17 protein-coding genes are annotated in these 18883 nt (G+C 72.8%); 14 read left to right on the forward strand and 3 right to left on the reverse strand.

Translation table 11 applies throughout. The annotated features are described in order from the left end of the window. Positions 1-22 precede the first annotated feature (22 nt). From ACIBQ8_RS06240 to ACIBQ8_RS06285, 10 genes are all read left to right on the forward strand, one after another. Positions 23-1087: a substrate-binding domain-containing protein gene (locus tag ACIBQ8_RS06240; protein ID WP_397177825.1), complete on the forward strand. Its 1065-nt coding sequence runs from the start codon at positions 23-25 to the stop codon at positions 1085-1087. Further along, positions 1084-2256: a Gfo/Idh/MocA family protein gene (locus ACIBQ8_RS06245; protein WP_397191316.1), complete on the forward strand. Its 1173-nt coding sequence runs from the start codon at positions 1084-1086 to the stop codon at positions 2254-2256. Before ACIBQ8_RS06240 ends, ACIBQ8_RS06245 begins: the two co-directional genes overlap by 4 nt. Then, positions 2253-3260, forward strand: a complete 1008-nt coding sequence (locus ACIBQ8_RS06250) for a sugar phosphate isomerase/epimerase family protein (RefSeq protein WP_352327224.1) — start codon at positions 2253-2255, stop codon at positions 3258-3260. The genes ACIBQ8_RS06245 and ACIBQ8_RS06250 overlap by 4 nt, the downstream gene beginning before the upstream one ends. A 71-nt stretch (positions 3261-3331) precedes the next feature. Then, positions 3332-4477, forward strand: coding sequence for an inositol-3-phosphate synthase (locus tag ACIBQ8_RS06255; RefSeq protein WP_397191317.1), 1146 nt, complete (start codon positions 3332-3334; stop codon positions 4475-4477). Further along, positions 4474-5370, forward strand: coding sequence for an SCO3242 family prenyltransferase (locus ACIBQ8_RS06260; RefSeq protein WP_397191318.1), 897 nt, complete (start codon positions 4474-4476; stop codon positions 5368-5370). The genes ACIBQ8_RS06255 and ACIBQ8_RS06260 overlap by 4 nt, the downstream gene beginning before the upstream one ends. Continuing rightward, a complete protein-coding gene (locus ACIBQ8_RS06265) occupies positions 5367-6218 on the forward strand; it encodes a sugar phosphate isomerase/epimerase family protein (RefSeq protein ID WP_397191319.1) in 852 nt (283 codons plus the stop codon). The genes ACIBQ8_RS06260 and ACIBQ8_RS06265 overlap by 4 nt, the downstream gene beginning before the upstream one ends. After that, complete coding sequence (locus ACIBQ8_RS06270) at positions 6215-6832, forward strand: EboA domain-containing protein (RefSeq protein WP_397191320.1); 618 nt, start codon at positions 6215-6217, stop codon at positions 6830-6832. Before ACIBQ8_RS06265 ends, ACIBQ8_RS06270 begins: the two co-directional genes overlap by 4 nt. Continuing rightward, positions 6832-7683 (forward strand): TatD family hydrolase, encoded by an 852-nt coding sequence (locus tag ACIBQ8_RS06275; protein ID WP_364419974.1) that lies wholly within the window; start codon positions 6832-6834, stop codon positions 7681-7683. Before ACIBQ8_RS06270 ends, ACIBQ8_RS06275 begins: the two co-directional genes overlap by 1 nt. Beyond that, positions 7683-8810 (forward strand): metabolite traffic protein EboE, encoded by a 1128-nt coding sequence (gene eboE, locus ACIBQ8_RS06280; protein WP_352328394.1) that lies wholly within the window; start codon positions 7683-7685, stop codon positions 8808-8810. Before ACIBQ8_RS06275 ends, eboE begins: the two co-directional genes overlap by 1 nt. Further along, positions 8807-10186 carry a nucleotide pyrophosphatase/phosphodiesterase family protein gene (locus ACIBQ8_RS06285; protein ID WP_397191321.1) on the forward strand — a complete coding sequence of 460 codons (1380 nt, stop codon included), beginning with the start codon at positions 8807-8809 and terminating at the stop codon, positions 10184-10186. Before eboE ends, ACIBQ8_RS06285 begins: the two co-directional genes overlap by 4 nt. On the opposite strand, the gene ACIBQ8_RS06290 is transcribed toward ACIBQ8_RS06285, so the two are convergent. Continuing rightward, the gene (locus ACIBQ8_RS06290) at positions 10149-11384 is read right to left on the reverse strand and encodes an ROK family protein (protein WP_397177833.1); all 1236 of its coding nucleotides are present in this window, start codon (positions 11382-11384) and stop codon (positions 10149-10151) included. The two genes, ACIBQ8_RS06285 and ACIBQ8_RS06290, sit on opposite strands and share 38 nt — an antisense overlap. A gap of 138 nt (positions 11385-11522) precedes the next feature. Then, a complete protein-coding gene (gene xylB / locus ACIBQ8_RS06295) occupies positions 11523-12977 on the reverse strand; it encodes a xylulokinase (protein ID WP_397191322.1) in 1455 nt (484 codons plus the stop codon). A gap of 111 nt (positions 12978-13088) precedes the next feature. On the opposite strand from xylB, the gene xylA reads away from it, so the two are divergent. Further along, positions 13089-14261, forward strand: a complete 1173-nt coding sequence (gene xylA / locus ACIBQ8_RS06300) for a xylose isomerase (protein ID WP_352326383.1) — start codon at positions 13089-13091, stop codon at positions 14259-14261. A 531-nt stretch (positions 14262-14792) separates the two neighbouring features. On the opposite strand, the gene ACIBQ8_RS06305 is transcribed toward xylA, so the two are convergent. Beyond that, the gene (locus tag ACIBQ8_RS06305) at positions 14793-15446 is read right to left on the reverse strand and encodes a TetR/AcrR family transcriptional regulator (protein ID WP_397177836.1); all 654 of its coding nucleotides are present in this window, start codon (positions 15444-15446) and stop codon (positions 14793-14795) included. Between the two features lie 132 nt (positions 15447-15578). Between ACIBQ8_RS06305 and ACIBQ8_RS06310 the strand changes: the two genes are divergently transcribed. The 3 genes from ACIBQ8_RS06310 to ACIBQ8_RS06320 all read left to right on the forward strand — a co-directional run bounded on the left by ACIBQ8_RS06310 (position 15579) and on the right by ACIBQ8_RS06320 (position 18842). Next, positions 15579-16541, forward strand: coding sequence for an alpha/beta hydrolase (locus ACIBQ8_RS06310; protein ID WP_397191323.1), 963 nt, complete (start codon positions 15579-15581; stop codon positions 16539-16541). Positions 16542-16551: 10 nt separating this feature from the next. Next, positions 16552-17529 (forward strand): aldo/keto reductase, encoded by a 978-nt coding sequence (locus ACIBQ8_RS06315; protein WP_397191324.1) that lies wholly within the window; start codon positions 16552-16554, stop codon positions 17527-17529. 263 nt (positions 17530-17792) lie between these two features. Next, on the forward strand, positions 17793-18842 hold the full coding sequence (locus ACIBQ8_RS06320) for a MalY/PatB family protein (protein WP_397191325.1): 1050 nt from the start codon (positions 17793-17795) through the stop codon (positions 18840-18842). The last annotated feature ends 41 nt before the right edge of the window (positions 18843-18883 follow it).

Here is an 18883-nt window from a genome sequence, read left to right on the forward strand (position 1 = left end):
GCCCCACCCATCGGAGAAATACATGAGCAAGAACGTCGGCCGTCGAGGGCTGTTCGCGAGCGGCGCCGTCCTCGGCGCGGGCGCCCTCCTCGCGGCCTGCACCAGTAACGAGCCCGCCGCCGTGTCGGCCTCCTCCGCCGCCCCGCAGGCGGCGGCGTCGGCCGGGACGGACAACGACAAGCCGGGCGAGCAGGTCGTCATCGGCTTCTCGGCCCCGGCCGCCGACCACGGCTGGATCGCGGCCATCAGCAAGAACGCGCAGGAGGCGGCCAAGCAGTACTCCGACGTCACGCTGAAGGCGGTCGAGCCGACCAACGACATCAACCAGCAGATCTCGGCGGTGGAGTCGCTGATCCAGGCCAAGGTCAACGCGCTGGTGATCCTGCCCAACGACGGCCAGCAGCTCAACCAGGTCGCCCGGCAGGCGATGGACGCGGGCATCCCGGTGATCAACGTGGACCGGGTCTTCCCCGACAAGCTGTCGTACCGGACCTGGATCGGCGGCGACAACTACGGCATGGGCGTGGCCGCCGGGCACTTCATCGGCAAGACGCTCAAGGACAAGGGGGTGTCGAACCCGGTGATCCTGGAGATCCAGGGCATCGCCACGCTGCCGCTGACCCAGGAGCGCAGCAAGGGCTTCGCCGACGCCCTGCAGATGTACGGGTTCAAGGTGACCGCCAAGCAGGACGCCAAGTTCACCGTCGAGTCGGGCACGCAGGTCGCCGGCAACCTGCTCCAGGCGCACAAGAAGATCGACGCGATCTGGAACCACGACGACGACCAGGGCATCGGCGTGCTGGCCGCGATCAAGGAGGCCGGCCGCGACGAGTTCATCATGGTCGGCGGCGCCGGCTCGGCCAACGCGATGCGCGACATCCAGGCCGATTCCGGCGTGCTGAAGGCCACCGTCACCTACCCCGCGACGATGGCCGCCTCCGCGATCAAGCTCGCCCGCCTGATCGCTCAGGGCAAGGGCATGAGCGACCTGATGGAGAACGAGGTGCCGCAGTCGATCACGCTCGCCTCGCAGACCGTGAGCAAGGACAACGTCGCCAAGTACCTCCCGTCGGGGTTCGAATCATGAGGCCGGTGGCCGGCGTCGGCATGGTCGGGTACGCCTTCATGGGCCGCACCCACTCCCAGGCCTGGCGCAACGTGGACGCGTTCTTCGACCTGCCGCTCCGGCCCGCCATGGTCGCGCTGGCCGGCAGGAACCCCGAGGCGACCGAGCAGGCTGCGGCGAAGCTGGGCTGGGCGCACGCGGAGACCGACTGGAAGCGCGTGCTCGACCGTGACGACGTGCAGATCGTCGACATCTGCACGCCCGGCGACAGCCACGCCGAGATCGCCATCGCGGCGCTGGCCGCGGGCAAGCACGTCATCTGCGAGAAGCCGCTGGCCAACAGCGTCGCCGAGGCCGAGGAGATGGCCGCCGCCGCCCGCGCCGCCGCCGGACGGGGCATACGGGCGATGGTGGCCTTCAACTACCGCCGCGTCCCGGCCGTCGCGCTCGCCAGACGGTTCGTGGCCGAGGGCAAGCTTGGACAGATCCGGCACGTACGAGCCCAGTACCTGCAGGACTGGATCGTCGACCCCGACTTCCCGCTGGTATGGCGGCTGCAGAAGGACAAGGCCGGATCGGGCGCGCTCGGCGACATCGGCGCCCACATCATCGACACCGCCCACTACGTCACCGGCGAGCGGCTGACCGGCGTCTCCGCCATGACCGAGACGTTCGTCAAGGAACGCCCGCTGGCCGCCGCGTCGTCCGGCCTGTCGGCCGGCGGCGGCACGGGCAAGGGGTCGGTCACCGTCGACGACGCCGCGCTGTTCAACGGGCGGCTCACCGGCGGCGGCCTGGCCTCCTTCGAGGCCACCCGCTTCGCGACCGGCCGCAAGAACGCGCTGCGCATCGAGATCAACGGATCCCTGGGCAGCCTGGCCTTCGACTTCGAGTCGATGAACGAGCTGTGGTTCCACGACCACACCCTCGACGACGCCGAAGCCGGGTTCCGGCGGGTGCTGGTCACCGAGCCCGGCCACCCGTACGCGGGCGCCTGGTGGCCGCCCGGACACGGCCTGGGCTACGAGCACGCCTTCACCCACGAGGTGAAGGACTTCATCGAGGCGATCGCCGCCGGCACCGACCCCGAGCCGTCGTTCGACGACGGGCTGCAGGTGCAGCGGGTGCTGGCGGCCGTCGAGCAGAGCGCGGCTGACGACAGCCGCTTCACCCCTGTGGAGGTTTCATGACCCGGCCCATCACGCTGTTCACCGGGCAGTGGGCGGACCTGCCGTTCGAGGAAGTCTGCCGCCTGGCCTCGGAATGGGGCTACGACGGCCTGGAGATCGCCTGCTGGGGCGACCACTTCGAGGTCGACAAGGCCCTCGCCGACGACTCCTACGTCGAGCGCAGGAAGGAGACCCTGGCCAAGCACAACCTGCGGGTGTGGACGATCTCCAACCACCTCGTCGGCCAGGCCGTCTGCGACAACCCGATCGACGAACGGCACAAGGGCATCCTGCCCGCTCGCATCTGGGGCGACGGCGAGCCAGAAGGCGTACGGCGGCGCGCCGCCGAGGAGATGAAGGACACCGCCCGCGCGGCGGCCAAGCTGGGCGTCAAGACCGTGGTCGGGTTCACCGGCTCGTCGATCTGGCACACCGTGGCCATGTTCCCGCCGGTGCCCCCGTCGATGATCGAGGCCGGGTACCAGGACTTCGCCGACCGGTGGAACCCGATCCTCGACGTCTACGACGAGGTGGGCGTGCGCTTCGCCCACGAGGTGCATCCGAGTGAGATCGCCTACGACTACCACACCACCGTCCGCACGCTGGAGGCCATCGGGCACCGGCCCGCGTTCGGGCTGAACTGGGACCCCTCCCACATGGTGTGGCAGGAGCTGGACCCGGCGGGCTTCATCCTCGACTTCGCCGACCGGATCTACCACGTCGACTGCAAGGACGCCAAGGTGCGCACCGGCAACGGCCGCCGCGGCCGGCTGTCGTCGCACCTGCCCTGGGCCGACCTGCGCCGCGGCTGGGACTTCGTCTCCACCGGCCGGGGCGACGTGCCCTGGGAGGACTGCTTCCGGGCCCTGAACGCGATCGGCTACGACGGCCCGATCTCCGTCGAGTGGGAGGACGCGGGCATGGACCGCCTGGTCGGCGCGCCCGACGCGCTGGCGCTGATCCGCGACCTCAACGCCATCACCCCGCCCACGGCAGCCTTCGACGCCGCGTTCTCGGCCGAGTAGCGCGCCTCGCCGGGACGGCGGCACCGCCGTCCCGGCTGACCGATCGCGAGAAGAACAGCGAGAGGAAAGCAATGAGAACGGGATTATGGCTGATCGGGGCACGAGGATCGGTCGCGGTCACCAGCATGATCGGCGCACTGGCGATCCGGGCCGGCCTGGCCGCGCCGACCGGATGCGTCCTGGAGACGCCGGAACTGCGCCATGACGCCCTGCCCGGCATCGGGGACCTGGTCTTCGGCGGCCACGACATCTCCTCCACACCCCTGGACAAGAAGGCGGCCGCGCTGGCCGAGGCGGGAGTCGTCCCGGACGGGCTGGCGAGCGCGGTGCAGGACGCGCTGCTCGGCATCGAGCAGGACGTGCGGCCGCTGCCGGTCGCCGCGACGCAGGGCGAGACCGCCCGCGCCATCGCCGCCGACCTCGACCGGTTCCGCGCCGGGCACGACCTGGACCAGGTCGTCGTGATCAACGTCTCCACCACGGAACCGGCGCCGTCACCGCACCTCGCGCACGCCGACCTCGACGCCCTGCGTTCCGCGCTGGACGGTCCGGACCCGGTTCTCCCGCCCAGTGCCCTGGCCGCCTACGCCGCGCTGTCCGCCGGCTGCCCGTACGTCGACTTCACGCCCTCCACCGGCGCCCGCCTGCCCGCCCTCGACGCCCTGGCCCGCGAGAAGGGGCTCCCGTACGGCGGCCACGACGGCAAGACCGGCGAGACCCTGGTCAAGTCGGTGCTCGCCCCGATGTTCGCCCAGCGCAACCTGAAGGTGCGCACCTGGTCCGGGATCAACCTGCTGGGCGGCGGTGACGGCGCGAACCTGGCGGATCCGGCCGCCAACGCGGCAAAGGCCGCCAGCAAGCAGCGCGTGCTCCCCGAGACGCTCGGTTACGTCCCGCAGGGTGACACCCGGATCGACTTCGTCGAGGACCTCGACGACTTCAAGACCGCCTGGGACCTGATCTCCTTCGAGGGCTTCCTCGGCACCCGCATGCGAATGGAGTTCACCTGGCACGGCTGCGACTCCGCCCTGGCCGCGCCGCTCATCCTGGACCTGGCACGGCTGACCGCCGCCGCCCACCGGGCCGGGCGCACGGGCCCGCTCACGGAACTCGCCTTCTTCTTCAAGGACCCCCTCGGAGAGGTGCCTCACGGGCTGGCCGAGCAGTGGCAGTCGTTGCGGGCCGCCGTCGAAGCGTACGCGAGCGCCCCGCGATGACGGCGCCGCGAGACCTGCTGGACCTGGTCCGGGCTCCTGCCGCGCTGTCGGTCCCCGGCGACGTGATCGCCGGGGCGGCCGCCGGTGGGGTGCTCGGCCGCCGCACCGTCGGCCTGGCCTGCGCCTCGGTCTGCCTGTACTGGGCGGGAATGGCGGCCAACGACTGGGCCGACCGGCGTCTCGACGCCGTCGAACGCCCGGAACGTCCCATCCCCTCAGGGCGGGTGCCCGCCGGAGCGGCTCTCGGCGTCGCGGTGGGCCTCACCGCTGCCGGGCTCGCCGTGGCCGGGCTCGCGGGCGGCCGGCGGGCCCTGGCGGTCGCCGTGCCCTTGGCCGCCGCCGTCTGGGGGTACGACGTCGCCGCCAAGGGCACCCGTGCCGGTCCCCTGACCATGGCGCTCTGCCGTGTCCTCGACGTCCTCCTCGGCGCCGCCCCCGCCCTTTCCACCAGGCATGTCGCGGACGCGTTGCCTGCCGCGGTCACGGTCGGCGCGCACACGTACCTGCTGACCGCGCTCTCGCGGGCGGAGGTGTCGGGCACCGGTCCGCGCCTGCCCGCGCTCACCCTCTCAGGAACCGTCGCGCTCGCCGCCGTCACCGCCCGCGGCGGCGCGAGCCCCGATCGGGCGGCCGTCACCGTCCGCACCGGCGTGAGCCTCACGCAGCCGGCCCTCGCCGCCTGGTACGCCGCGCAGTTCGGGCTCTCCCAGGCCCGCGCGGTCGCCGACCCCCGCGCGGGCCGGGTGCGCGACGCGGTCAGCGCGGGCATCGTCAGCCTGCCCGCCCTCCAGGCGGCACTCACCGCGCGCGCCGGCGCGGCCCGCGTCGCGCTCGCCCTCTGGGCGGCGGTCCCGCTGGCCCGGCGCCTGGTCAGAAGGATCTCCGCGACATGACGCGATTCGGCTACGGCACCAACGGCTTCGCCAACCACCGCCTGACCGACGCCCTCGACGTCATCGCCGGCCTCGGCTACGAGGGTGTGGCCCTGACGCTCGACCACTGCCACCTCGACCCGTACGCCGACGGCCTGGCACGGCGCGTGGCGCGGGTCGCCGACCGGCTGCGCGACCTCGGCCTGGCGGTGGTCGTCGAGACCGGCGCGCGTTACCTGCTCGACCCGCGCCGCAAGCACGCCCCGACCCTGCTGGACGACGACCGCGACCGCCGGGTGGACTTCCTGAGCCGCGCCGTCGCCGTCGGCGCGGATCTCGGGGCTGAGGCGGTGTCGTTCTGGTCTGGCGTACGCCCGGCCGGCGTCGACCGGGCCACCGCCTGGGATCGGCTGGTCGACGGCTGCGGGCGGGTTCTCGACGCCGCGCGGCGGGCCGGCGTGCCGCTGGGGTTCGAGCCCGAGCCGGGCATGCTCGTCGAGACGATCGCCGGCTGGCGGACGCTGCACCAGGCGCTCGGCTCCCCGGACGGCTTCGGCATCACCCTGGACATCGGGCACTGCCGCTGCAACGAGCCCCAGCCGGTGCCCGACTGCGTCGCCGCCCTCGCCGGGCACCTGGTCAACGTACAGATCGACGACATGCGGCGCGGCGTGCACGAACACCTGGAGCTCGGCGAAGGGGAGATCGACTTCCCGCCAGTGCTGCGGGCGCTCGCCGACGCGGGCTACCGGGGCCTGGTCGCGGTCGAGCTGCCCCGGCACAGCCACGCCGCGCCCGTCGTGGCCGCGCGTTCGATCGAGTTCCTGCGCGACGCCGAGCGGGCCTCCAACGTAGGAAGGACGGCATGACAGGTCCGGAGCGGCTGCGCGCCGCGCTTCGGGAGACGCTGCGGGAGACCTCTCGGGCGGAATGGGTGGACGCCGCGCTCGCCGAGGCGGGCGAGCGGCCCGAGACGATCAGCCGGTCCTTCGCCCAGGCCGGACGGCGGGCCGGGCGCACCCCGCTGCCCGGCGTGCCCGGCTGGACGGCGGACGAGGCCACCCGCGCGCTGCTGCTGGCCGCGCTGCCGCCGGACCGGGCCGAGGCCGGGATCGCCGACCTCTACCACCACGGCGACGCCGACGAGAAGCGGGCCGCGCTCAAGGCCCTGCCGATGCTCGCCGTCGGCGTAGCGGGCCTGCCGCTCCTGCACGACGCCATCCGCACGAACGACGCCCGCCTGCTGGCCGCCGCGCTCGGCCCCTATGCCCGTCACCTCGACCAGGCCGCCTGGCGGCAGGCGATGCTCAAGTGCGTCTTCATGGGCGTGCCGCTGATCGCCGTGGACGGGCTGGAGGAGCGGGCCGACCGTGAGCTGGCGGAGATGCTGGCCGCGTTCGCCGACGAGCGCGCGGCCGCGGGACGCCCGATGCCCGCCGACGCCGCCGCCCTGCTCGACCGCCTGACCCACGAGGAGTCCTGATGCGCATCTTCGACCCGCACATCCACATGACGTCCCGCACCACCGACGACTACGCGCGGATGGCCGCCGCCGGCGTCCGGGCCGTCGTGGAGCCCGCCTTCTGGCTGGGCCAGCCGCGCACCGGCCCCGGCTCCTTCACCGACTACTTCGACTCGCTGATCGGCTGGGAGCCGTACCGGGCGGCGCAGTTCGGCGTCGTCCACCACGCGACGATCGCGCTGAACCCCAAGGAGGCCAACGACCCGCGCTGCCGTCCCGTTCTCGACCTGCTGCCGCGTTACCTGGACAAGGACCGGGTCGTCGCGGTCGGTGAGATCGGCTACGACTCGATGACCCCGGAGGAGGACGACGCCTTCGAGCGGCAGCTCGGCCTCGCCGTCGAGCACGACCTGCCGGCGCTCGTGCACACCCCGCACCGCGACAAGGCCGCCGGCACGCGGCGCACGCTGGAGGTCGTCGCCGCCTCCGGCATCGCGCCCGAGCGGGTCGCCGTGGACCACCTCAATGAGGTCACCGTCGAGATGGTCCGCGAGGCCGGATGCTGGACGGGCTTCTCCATCTACCCCGAGACGAAGATGTCGCCGCCCCGCATGGTGGAGATCCTGCGGCGGTACGGCCCCGACCGGATGCTGGTCAACTCCGCCGCCGACTGGGGCGTCTCCGACCCGCTGCTCACGCTGGAGACCGGGAGGGCCATGCTGGCGGCCGGGTTCACCGACGACGACGTCGACCGGGTGTTGTGGCGCAACCCCGTCGAGTTCTACGGCCAGTCGGGACGGCTCGACCTGACCGGCTCCGCCTCGGGCGGGGAAACCTTCGAAGGCAGCTCCATCAAGCGCGGCGGCAGCTGATGCGGCTGCGCCACGCGGGAGGAACCCCGCTGCACCTGTCCTACTGCACCAACGTGCACGCCGCCGAGGACCTCGACGGCATCCTTGCCCAGCTCGACGTCTACGCGGTCCCGATCCGCGCCCGCCTCGGCACGGACGTCCTCGGGCTCGGGCTCTGGCTGGCCGCGCCCGTCGCCGCCGCCCTGGCCGCCGACCCCGCCCTGCGGGCCCGCCTGCGCCGCGAGCTGTCCGTACGGGGGTTGGAGGTGGTCACGCTCAACGGCTTCCCCTACCGCTCCTTCCAGGACCCGGTCGTCAAGCACGCCGTCTACCGTCCCGACTGGACCACCCGGGACCGCCTGACGTACACGCTGGACCTGGCGCTCGTCCTCGCCGACCTGCTTCCCGACGACGCGGCCCGTGGGTCGGTCTCGACGCTGCCGCTCGCCTGGCGCGACCCGTGGGACACCGCGACCGCCGACCGCGCCGCCCGCCGTCTCGACCGGCTCGCCGCCGGACTGGCCGCCGTCGAGTCCGCCACCGGGCGGCCGGTACGGGTCGGCTTCGAGCCCGAACCCGGCTGCGTCGTGGAGACGACCGCCCAGGCGGTGGCCCGGCTCGCCGACGTCGACCGCGACCGGCTCGGCGTCTGCCTGGACCTGGCCCACCTGGCCTGCGCGTGGGAGGATCCGGCCGACGCGCTGAAAGAGCTGGGCCGCGCCGGCCTGCCGGTCGTCAAGGTCCAGCTCTCCGCCGCCCTGGAGTCCGCCGAGCCCGACGTCCTGCGCGAGTACGCCGAGCCGCGCTTCCTGCACCAGACGCGCAACCCGGCGGGGGAGTCCGCCGACGACCTCGACGAGGCGTTCGAACGGTCGCTGCCCGGACCGTGGCGGGTCCACTACCACGTCCCCCTCCACGTCACGCCGGCCGCGCCGCTGGCCACGACCGTCCCCGTGCTGCGCGCGGCGCTCGCGGAGCTCCTCGGCGGGCCGCGGCCGCTCTGCGACCACTTCGACGTGGAGACCTACACCTGGGGGGTGCTGCCGCCCGCGCTGCGTCCGCGGAACCCTGAGCAGCTCGCCGCCGGTATCGCCGGGGAGCTGGACTTCGCCCGTGCCGAGCTGCACAAGCTGGGAGTGACCTCATGACATCGCTGCTGGTCCTGGACGTGGTGGGGCTGACCCCTCGGCTGCTGGCGCACATGCCGCGGCTGCGGGCCGTCGCCGAGGGCGGCTTCCAGGCCGAACTCGGCACCGTCCTGCCCGCCGTCACCTGCTCGGTCCAGTCCACGTTCCTCACCGGCCTGCCACCCTCCGGCCATGGCGTCGTCGGCAACGGCTGGTACTTCCGCGACCTCGGCGAGGTCCTGCTGTGGCGGCAGCACAACGCGCTCGTCGGCGGGGAGAAGGTGTGGCAGGCCGTCCGCCGCGAGCGGCCCGGCCTCACGGTGGCGAACGTGTGCTGGTGGTACGCGATGGGCGCCGACGTCGACTGGACGGTCACCCCCCGGCCGATCTACCACGCCGACGGGCGCAAGGAGGCCGACTGCTACACCCACCCGCCGGAGCTGCACGACGAGCTCACCGCGGAGCTGGGCACGTTCCCCCTGTTCACCTACTGGGGCCCCGGGGCGGGCCTTGCCTCCTCGGCCTGGATCTGCCGCGCCACCCAGCACGTCATGACCGCGCACGACCCCGACCTGACCCTGGCCTACATCCCGCATCTCGACTACGACCTGCAACGGTACGGCCCGTCCGACCCGCGCGCCGCCGCGGCGGCCGCCGAGCTCGACACAGTGCTGACGCCGTTGCTGGACACCGCCGCGGTGGCGGGCCGGACGGTCGTCGTGCTGTCGGAGTACGGCATCACCGACGTCTCCCGCCCGGTCGACGTCAACCGGACGCTCCGCGCGGAGGGGTTCCTGCACGTCCACACCCAGGCCGGCATGGAGTACCTGGACCCGTGGACGTCGCGCGCGTTCGCCGTCGCCGACCACCAGGTGGCGCACGTCTACGTGGCCGACCCCGCCGACGTGCCGGCCGTCGCCGAGCTCTGCGCCGCCCTTCCCGGCGTCGCCGAGGTGCTCGACGACGCGGGGAAGAAGGCGTACGGCCTGGACCACCCCCGCTCCGGCGACATGGTCCTGCTCGCCGAGCCCGAGGCGTGGTTCACCTACTACTACTGGCTCGACGACGCCCGCGCACCCGACTTCGCCCGCCTCGTCGACATCCACCGCAAGCCCGGCTACGACCCGGCCGAGCTCTTCTTCGACCCGGCGAACCCCGGCGCCGCCAAGCGCAGGGCCGGGGTGGCGCTGCTGCGCAAGAAGCTCGGCCTGCGCTACCTCATGAACGTCGTCGGCCTCGACCAGGGCGCCCGCGCCGTACGCGGCTCGCACGGGCTGCTCCCCGCCGATGCCGCCGACGGGCCGGTGCTGCTCTGCTCGGACCCGTCCCTGGGCAAGGACCGGTTCGAGGCGACGGAGGTCAAGGACCTGCTGCTGCGCCTTTGCCGCCTGCCTTGAGCCGGGCCGGATTGTCGAGACACGCCTGCACGACCGAGTTGGCCGCGCCGAGCAGCGGCCCGTCCGAGCCCAGGCGCGAGACGATCACCGCGCCCTGGCCCACGCGGCCCGGATCCATGACCCGGCGGTCCAGCTCCCGCTCCAGGGCGGGCAGCAGCCACGGCAGCAGCGGGGAGTGCCCGCCGCCGAGGATCACCTTCTGCGGATCGAGGAGGTTCACGACGCCGGCGAGGGCGATGCCGAGTGCCTTGCCGGCCTCGCGCAGGGCACGCCGTACCTGCTGGTCGCCCTCGCGGGCGCGTTCCGCCAGAAAGGCGATGCGGCCGCCCGGACCCGGATGCAGGGCCGCGACCCGCGCCGGATCGACGCCGCTCGACCGCAGCAGGGCTTCCTCGCCCGCGTATCGCTCCAGGCAGCCTCGGCCGCCGCAGGCGCACGCCGGGCCTTCGGGGCGTACCGGAACATGGCCGAGTTCCCCCGTGAAGCCGTGCGTCCCGCGCAACAGGCGTCCGTCGATGACGATGGCCGCACCGATGCCGATCTCCGCGGAGACGTGCACGAAGTTGCGGAGGGAAGGGTCGTGCGCCCCGAGCCACAGTTCGGCGAGCGCGCCGTGGTTGGCCTCGTTGTCGACCGTCAGCGGGAGAGCGGGGAGCGCGGGGGCGAGGTCCACGCCTTCCCAGCCCAGGTTGGGGGCGCGTACCACGGACGACGACCCGCGCGCCACCAGGCCGGGCACCGCGACGGCGAGCCCCGCCGGTCGTAGCCCCTGGCCCTCCGCCTCCGCCGAGACCTTCCGGACGAGCCTCGCGAGGTCGCGCAGCACGGGCCCCGGCTCGCGCCCCCGGTTGGCGGCCTCGTACGTGACCCGCGCCCGCACCCGCCCGCTGAGGTCCACCGCGCACACGGCGAGGCGATCGACCCCGATCTCCGCCCCGAGACCCGCCGGTCCCTGGTCGTTGAGCTGCAGCGCGCTGCCGGGACGTCCTACGGTTCCCGGGCGCGACGGTCCCAGCTCCACGAGCAGCCCGTCGCGGATCAGCTCGTCGACGAGCGTCGACACGGCGGCCCGCGTCAAGCCGATGTGGGCCGCGACGGAAGCGCGGGACAGCGGGCCGAGCCGGGCCACGGCGTGCGCGACGAGCGAGAGGTTGCGCCGGCGCATCTCCTGCTGGGTGATGGACGGTGGCTCTGACACCTGGACTCCTCTAGACCGGTCGTCGTGTCTCTCCGGCTCCGTGCCACCGGGGGTGGCGGAGGCGGCTCGTGTGGAGAGACCCGGACTCCGCGGTGCGAAGTGAGAACCGCCAGGTGTCAGGCTACGGCGCGGGCGGCCTCATCCACGCCGCAGCAGTCCTTCCGCCCCGGACATGACCTCGCTGATGCGGTGCGACGCCTCGTCGTCGCGCTGGACCGGCTCGTACAGGGCGCCCTCGGCGGTGGCCCAGCCGAGCGCCACCGCCGCCGGGTCGGCGCCGAGCAGCAGCCCGGCGGCCTGCGCGGCGGCTCCCAGGGCGACCAGTTCCCTGGCCTCCGGCACCTGGACGGGACGGCCGCTGAGCCTGCGGACGGTCTCGCGCCAGGCCGTGCCCCTGGCGCCGCCGCCGATGAGCAGGATGGGGGCGTCCGGCGAGGCGTCCTCGTCGAGGACCCGGTCCAGGGCGGCGAGCAGGGCGAAGACGGCGCCGTCGTACGCGGCCTGGAGCACCTGCCCGGGTGTCGTGTCGTGGCGCAGCCCGTACAGCAGCCCGGAGGCCAGGGGCAGGTCGGGCGTGCGCTCGCCGTCGAGGAAGGGAAGCAGGACGGCCGAGCCGCCCTGCTCGACCGCCTCGCGGTCGCGGCCGAGGAGGCCGGCGATCTTGTCCACGGCCAGCGTGCAGTTGAGCGTGCAGGCGAGCGGCAGCCACGCGTCGCGGGCGTCGGCGAACCCCGAGACGATCCCCGTCGGGTCGGCGGGTCTGCGGGCAGTGACGGCGTAGACCGTGCCGGAGGTCCCGAGGCTGAGCACCGGCCGCCCCGGACGCAGCCCGAGCCCGAGTGCCGCCGCCATGTTGTCGCCGGTGCCCGCCGCGACCAGCGTGCCGGGCGCCAAGGGCAGGCCGGGCAGGTTCCGTACGGTCCCGGCCGCCGCGCCCTGCGGCAGGAGCCGCGGCAACAGCTCGGGGGAGAGCCCGACGTGCTCCAGGATCGCCTCGTCGTACGTCCCGGAGGCGGCCGCCCACCAGCCGGTGCCCGAGGCGTCGCCGCGGTCGGTCGTGCCCTGCCCGGTGAGCCGTTCGGTCAGGTAGTCGTGGGGGAGGCGGACGGCCGCGGTCGCGCGGACCGCCTCCGGCTCGTTCTCGCGCAGCCAGGCCCACTTCGTGACCGTGAACGACGGCGCGGGAACGCTGCCGGTCCTCTCCGCCCACGCCTGGGGGCCGCCCAGCTCGCCGATGAGCCGGTCGCGCTGGGGGGAGGAGCGGACGTCGTTCCACAGCAGCGCGGGACGTACCGGGCGGCCGGAGCGGTCCAGCGTGACGAGCCCGTGCTGCTGGCCGGCGATGGAGACGGCGGCGGCCCGCGAGGCGTACGGTCCGCACTGGGCGAGCGCCTCCCGCAGCGCCGCCCACCACTGCTCGGGGTCGCTCTCCTTGCCGTCGCCCGTGGGCCCGCCGCTCATGGTGTGCGGGGCCTGTCCCCGCGCGACCACGGCGCCGGTAGCGGCATCGACGACCAGCGCCTTCGTCGATTGCGTGGAGCTGTCCACGCCGATGACCAGGGGGCCTTCCTGCACGGGTACGGCTGCCGCCATCTGTTCGCCCTCGCGTCCTTCGTCTTGAACCCGGGATGCGGATGAAGGGTTCCCCGGGACGTCTCAATGTACTAATTTGTCAATCGGCATGACAAATGGCAGGGAGGCAGCATGAGTTACACCCCCACCCCGGAGGACCGGTTCAGCTTCGGCCTGTGGACGGTCGGCTGGGAGGGAAGGGACCCCTTCGGTGAGGCCACCCGGCAGGCCCTCGATCCCGCCGAGACCGTGCGACGGCTCGCCGGTCTCGGCGTCTACGGCGTGACGTTCCACGACGACGACCTCATCCCGTTCGGCTCCTCCGACGCCGAGCGCGAAGAGCACATCAAGCGGTTCCGCAAGGCCCTGGACGAGACCGGTCTCGTCGTCCCCATGGCCACGACGAACCTCTTCACCCAGCCCGTCTTCAAGGACGGCGCCTTCACGGCCAACGACCGGGACGTGCGCCGCTACGCGCTGCGCAAGACCATCCGCAACATCGATCTCGCCGCCGAGCTCGGCGCGAAGACGTACGTCGCCTGGGGAGGCCGCGAAGGCGCGGAGAGCGGCGCCGCCAAGGACGTCCGCACCGCGCTGGAGCGGATGAAGGAGGCCTTCGACGTGCTCGGCGCGCACGTCGTCGAGCAGGGCTACGACATGCGCTTCGCCATCGAGCCGAAGCCGAACGAGCCGCGCGGCGACATGATCCTGCCGACCATCGGACACGTCCTGGCCTTCATCGAGCAGCTGGAACGGCCCGACATGTACGGCGTCAACCCCGAGGTCGGCCACGAGCAGATGGCGGGGCTGAACTTCCCGCACGGCATCGCGCAGGCGTTGTGGGCGGGCAAGCTCTTCCACATCGACCTCAACGGCCAGAACGGCATCAAGTACGACCAGGACCTGCGCTTCGGGGCCGGTGACCTGAGGGCCGCCTTCTGGCTGGTGGACCTGCTGGAGACCGGCGGCTACGACGGCCCCCGCCACTTCGACTTCAAGCCGCCGCGGACCGAGGACATCGACGGCGTCTGGGCCTCGGCCGCCGGCTGCATGCGCAACTACCTGATCCTCAAGGAGCGGGCCGCGGCCTTCCGCGCCGACCCGGAGGTACAGGAGGCCCTGCGTGCCTCACGCCTGGACGAACTCGCGCTGCCGACACTGGGCGAGGGCGAGACCGTGGCCGACTTCCTCGCGGACCGCACCGCCTACGAGGACTTCGACGTGAAGGCCGCCGCGGAGCGCGGGATGGCGTTCGAACGCCTGGACCAGCTCGCCATGGACCACCTGTTGGCCGCGCGGGGCTGAGACGCTCGACCTCGGTTCGGCCGTCTCGAAGGCGGGATGGCCGAACCCGCTGCCTGGACTGCCGCAGGGCAGCCACCTGACCGCCGCCGTCAGCCGGCGCGGTCGAGGACGTTCGCGCGCGCCTCGGCGTACCGCTCGCGGATCGCCGGCACGGCGCGTGGTGCAGCCGGGCGATGGCCTCGGCTGCTTTGACCATGGCCGGCGGGACGCCCCTGCTGTCGCCGGAGCGCCCGGCGACGCCGGGCACCTGCACGCGTGCGCGCAGCACGCCACGCCCGCCGGTCACCACGGTGGCCCGGCCAGGGTAGCCGATCACCACGCCATCCACAGGGGGCGGCGCGCTGTCCCGTCTCAGGTCGTGATCGGCGATCCGGTCCCCGGTCGACGAAGACGTCGCGCGGGGCCTCGTTGAGGTAGAAGAAGCGGGTGGTGTTCGCGGGGCGGCCAGGGTGCCCGGTCCCCGCTCCGCCCCCTCGCCCTCCTGCACCGGGCCTGCGGCGGTGGCGCGACCCGACCGCGTGGTCCAGCACGTCAGGGGATCTGGGTCTCGATGTGGGCGAGTTGGGCGGCGAGGGTCTCTTCGAATGCGGCGCGACGGTCTGCTCCGAGGGGGCGGATGTCGCGGGCGAAGTGGGCCAGGGCGGGGAAGCGTTCGGGGTCGGCGCCGAGCACCGCGACGCGGAACTGCTCCATGGCCTGTTCGTACTCCTTGGGGGTGATGGTGCTGATACCCGCCTCGGAGGCGATCAGCGCGGAGAGGAGGATCACGATGCGGTGGTATCGCACCGGGATCTCCTCGTCGGGCAGGCCGGACGTGCGCAGGGCCTGCAGCAGTTCCTCCATGACCAATCGGGATCCGGCGCCGCCGGACCCATAGCGTCCCCACACCGTGGCGAGTTGGAGTTGCTCGCCGAAGGCCTCGCGCAGGCGCAGGGCCAGGGCGGTGATGCGCTGCTTCCAGTCGCCCTCGGGGCGGTAGCCGTCCATGGCGGCCAGCAGGACCCGGTCGGCGACCGCGCGCAGCAGTTCGGTCTTGTTGCGGAAATGCCGGTAGAGGCTGGAGGAGTCAGTCCCGAGCACCGCTGCGAGCTTGCGCACGCTGAACGACTCGGCGTCACCCGTGCGCAGCAGTTCCGCCGCCGTGTCCAGGATCTCCTCGGTCGACCATCGCCGTCGGCCAGTCATCTCGCCCCTCTCGTCCGAACTCAGCCTAACTTATGCACTTGGCGATGCACGCACCGCGTGCATAATGGGGGCAACGCATTGTCCAGCCACAACGGCACACCCGGCATCCGGCCGGGAGGGGGAGAAGGACACATGAGTGAGACCACCATTGCGACACGGCCGCCGGAGCCGGACTTCTCGGCAATCACGACCGAGGAACTGCGCGCCTACCGCGACGCAGAGAACCGCTGGCGGGCGTCCGGCACGGCTCGGGCAATCCTCGGGGAACCGGATCCCGGCGCCGCGATCGTCTGGCAGCAGGTGGCACTGCCCGGCCGCGACCTCCCGGTCCGGGTGTACCGGCCGGCGTCGACGGGAGACGGCGAAGCCGGCACCACAACCGACCTGCCACTCGTGGTCCATGTGCACGGAGGCGGCTTCGTGGGCACGGCGGCGCAGTGCGACTGGACCAACAGCCACCTCGCCGCGGGACTGCCCGCCCTCGTCGTCTCGGTCGAGCACCGCCTGCTCGCCCCCGGCAGCCCGCTCGCGAACGCCGCCGACGACGGCTGGGACGTGCTCCAGCACGTGCTGCGGCACGCCGCGCAGTGGGGCGTCGCCCCTGCGCGCGCGGCCGTCTTCGGTGAGAGCTGCGGCGCGCTGATCAGCGCGCTGGCGGCCATCCGGGCCAGGGAGGCCGGCCTGGAACTCAAGGCGCAGGTGCTGGTCAACCCCGTGGTCGACGTGACCGAGACGATGTTCGACCATCCCTCGACAACCGAGTACGCATACAGCCCGACCCGGGCCCTGCCGCAACTGCGGCTCATCCAGCGGCTCGCCGTCCCGCCGGGAGCCGACGCCGGCCCGGTCTCGCCGCTGTACGCGGACGACCTGAGCGGGCTCGCCCCGGCGCTCGTGGTGGTGCCCACCCGGGACGCGGTCGCCGACCACGGCCGCCGCTACGCCGAGCAACTGCGCGAGGCGGGGACCCCCGTGCGGCTCACCGAATACCCGGGAGCAAAGCACGCGTTCCTCACCCTGCCCGGCGTGGAACCACAGGCCGAAACCGCCCGGGCGGAGATCCTCGCGTTCCTCCGCGCGGCCCTGGCGAAGTGACGGAGGGACAATGCTCGTCACTCTTGGACCTGACGGCCCGGCGGTCTCCCGACTCGGCCTCGGCTGCATGAGCATGACCGGAACCTACGGCCCCGCCGACCCGCACGAGGCCTCAGCCACCCTGCTGGAGGCCCTCGATTCGGGCGTCACCATGTTCGACACCGGCGACTTCTACGGCGACGGAGCGAACGAGGAACTCCTCGGCCAGACCCTCGCACCGCACCGCGACCGCGTCGTGCTGGCCACCAAGACCGGAGTCCGCCGCACCGCCGAGGGCCTGGTCCCCGCCGGCTCACCAGGCGATCTGCGGCGGGCCTGCGAAGCGTCATTGCGCCGGCTGCGCACCGATCACATCGACCTGTACTACCTCGCCCGCATCGACCCCGCCGTCCCCGTCGAGGAGTCCGTCGGTACCCTGGCCGACCTGGTCGCCCAGGGCAAGGTGGGCCACATCGGCCTGTCCGAGGTGTCGGCCACCACGCTCCGCCGCGCCCACGCCATCCATCCGATCAGCGCCGTCCAGACCGAGTACTCACTGTGGGAACGCCATGTCGAACACGACATCCTGCCCACGATCCGCAGTCTGGGCGCCACCCTGATCGCCTACAGCCCTCTCGGCCGCGGCCTGCTCACCGGGGCCGTCCGCGCCACCACGCGCTACGAACCCGGCGACTTCCGCGCCACCGCCCCCCGCTACAACGGCGACGACCTCACGGCCAACCTGGCCATCGTCGACGCCATCGCCCACCTCGCCGCTGCCAAGAGCGTCACCCCCGCCCAGATCGCCCTCGCCTGGCTCCTCACCCGCGGCAGCGACGTCATCCCCATCCCGGGCAGCTCCCGCCGCCCTCACCTGCGCGACAACCTGGCCGCGCTCGACCTGCACCTGACCGCCGCCGACCTCGCCGCCATCGACGTCGCCGTCCCCGACACCGGGGCCCAGGGCGCCCGATACAGCGACCACGGCATCGCCCTGATCGACCAGTGAAGAGAGAAGCACCGACGAACCCAGCCATGCACGATCAGCGCTCAGAACGATGTCGCAGGCCTTGCGCTCACTGTCCTCGCGACGATCGCCACGTACGTCGACCGCGACGCCACCCAGCCGCTGGCCGATCACATCTTCCATCGGCCCCCTGAGGGACAGGAGAAGCCATGTTTGACGACCTTGACCTTTCATCGTTGGCCCGTCGCCCCGGAGTGAAGTGGAGCCGGGCCGAGCCGGGTGTGCTGCCGGCATGGATCGCGGAGATGGACTTCCCGCCGGCCCCCGCCGTGCAGGAGGCCCTCATGCGGTGTGTGCAGGAGGACCTGGGATACCCCTCGTGGGACGGGCGCCCCGAGCAGGTCCCCCTGCGGGCCGCCTTCGCCGAGCGCATGCGCGAACGCCACGGCTGGGTGCTCGACCCCGGCCACGTCCGGGAGTTCACCGACATCAACCAGGGGCTCCAGGCCGTCCTGCGCGTCGCCACGCGCCCCGGCGACGGCGTCGCCCTGCACACTCCGGCGTATCCGCCCTTCCTGGAAACGGTGACGGGCATGGAGCGGCGCCTGCACCCCATCCCGTACGTCCTTCAGGACGAAGGCTGGGTCTTCGACGCCGAGCGGCTCGACCGGGAGTTCACCGATGGCGGCTGCCGGGTGCTGCTGCTGGTGAACCCGCACAACCCGACCGGGCGCGTGCTGCGCCGCCAGGAGCTGGAGACGGTCGCCGAACTGGCCCGGCGCCACGACCTGCTGGTCATATCCGACGAGATCCATGCCGACCTCGTGCACAGCCCGCACCGGCACATCCCCTTTGCCTCCCTGTCGTCCGAGGCGGCCGCCCGGACAGTGACTCTGACCTCCGCGACCAAGGCGTTCAACGTGCCGGGGGTACGCTGCGCCGTCGCGCACATCGGCGCGGCCGACGTGCGAGCAGCCCTTTCGCGCCCGACCCATCTGTACGGCGAGCCCAACACCTTCGGCGTGGCCGCCACCTTGGCAGCTTGGCGGGACGGTGACTCCTGGCTGTCACAGCTGCGGCCGGTCCTGGACCGGAACGCCGCGCTGGTGCATGAGGGGCTGCCGCGCGGCATCGGATACCGCGTCCCGGAGGCCGGCTTTCTCGCCTGGCTGGACTGCCGCGCCCTCGATCTCCCCACCGACCCGCACACATTCTTTCTGGACAAGGCCCGTGTCCTGCTGAATGACGGCCGGACCTTCGGTCCCGGCGGCGAGGGCTTCGTCAGGCTCAACTTCGGCACGTCACTGGACCTCCTGCGGGACATCCTGGGCCGTATGCGCGAGGCCGTGTGCTGACCGCACCCTCCGGGCGAGCCGACCGCGGACGCCCACGCGAG

The sequence above is a fragment of the Nonomuraea sp. NPDC049646 genome, from assembly GCF_044465525.1.
Taxonomy (GTDB): Bacteria; Actinomycetota; Actinomycetes; order Streptosporangiales; family Streptosporangiaceae; genus Nonomuraea.

Excerpts from the sequence above, each read along its gene's own strand:
- ACIBQ8_RS06270 (WP_397191320.1), top strand. The coding sequence starts at position 6,215 with ATGACAGGTCCGGAGCGGCTGCGCGCCGCGCTTCGGGAGACGCTGCGG.
- ACIBQ8_RS06320 (WP_397191325.1), top strand. The coding sequence starts at position 17,793 with ATGGACTTCCCGCCGGCCCCCGCCGTGCAGGAGGCCCTCATGCGGTGT.
- eboE (WP_352328394.1), top strand. The coding sequence starts at position 7,683 with ATGCGGCTGCGCCACGCGGGAGGAACCCCGCTGCACCTGTCCTACTGC.
- xylB (WP_397191322.1), bottom strand. The coding sequence starts at position 12,977 with ATGGCGGCAGCCGTACCCGTGCAGGAAGGCCCCCTGGTCATCGGCGTG.
- ACIBQ8_RS06310 (WP_397191323.1), top strand. The coding sequence starts at position 15,579 with ATGAGTGAGACCACCATTGCGACACGGCCGCCGGAGCCGGACTTCTCG.
- ACIBQ8_RS06265 (WP_397191319.1), top strand. The coding sequence starts at position 5,367 with ATGACGCGATTCGGCTACGGCACCAACGGCTTCGCCAACCACCGCCTG.
- ACIBQ8_RS06260 (WP_397191318.1), top strand. The coding sequence starts at position 4,474 with ATGACGGCGCCGCGAGACCTGCTGGACCTGGTCCGGGCTCCTGCCGCG.
- ACIBQ8_RS06245 (WP_397191316.1), top strand. The coding sequence starts at position 1,084 with ATGAGGCCGGTGGCCGGCGTCGGCATGGTCGGGTACGCCTTCATGGGC.
- xylA (WP_352326383.1), top strand. The coding sequence starts at position 13,089 with ATGAGTTACACCCCCACCCCGGAGGACCGGTTCAGCTTCGGCCTGTGG.
- ACIBQ8_RS06285 (WP_397191321.1), top strand. The coding sequence starts at position 8,807 with ATGACATCGCTGCTGGTCCTGGACGTGGTGGGGCTGACCCCTCGGCTG.
- ACIBQ8_RS06255 (WP_397191317.1), top strand. The coding sequence starts at position 3,332 with ATGAGAACGGGATTATGGCTGATCGGGGCACGAGGATCGGTCGCGGTC.
- ACIBQ8_RS06275 (WP_364419974.1), top strand. The coding sequence starts at position 6,832 with ATGCGCATCTTCGACCCGCACATCCACATGACGTCCCGCACCACCGAC.
- ACIBQ8_RS06315 (WP_397191324.1), top strand. The coding sequence starts at position 16,552 with ATGCTCGTCACTCTTGGACCTGACGGCCCGGCGGTCTCCCGACTCGGC.
- ACIBQ8_RS06305 (WP_397177836.1), bottom strand. The coding sequence starts at position 15,446 with ATGACTGGCCGACGGCGATGGTCGACCGAGGAGATCCTGGACACGGCG.
- ACIBQ8_RS06250 (WP_352327224.1), top strand. The coding sequence starts at position 2,253 with ATGACCCGGCCCATCACGCTGTTCACCGGGCAGTGGGCGGACCTGCCG.
- ACIBQ8_RS06240 (WP_397177825.1), top strand. The coding sequence starts at position 23 with ATGAGCAAGAACGTCGGCCGTCGAGGGCTGTTCGCGAGCGGCGCCGTC.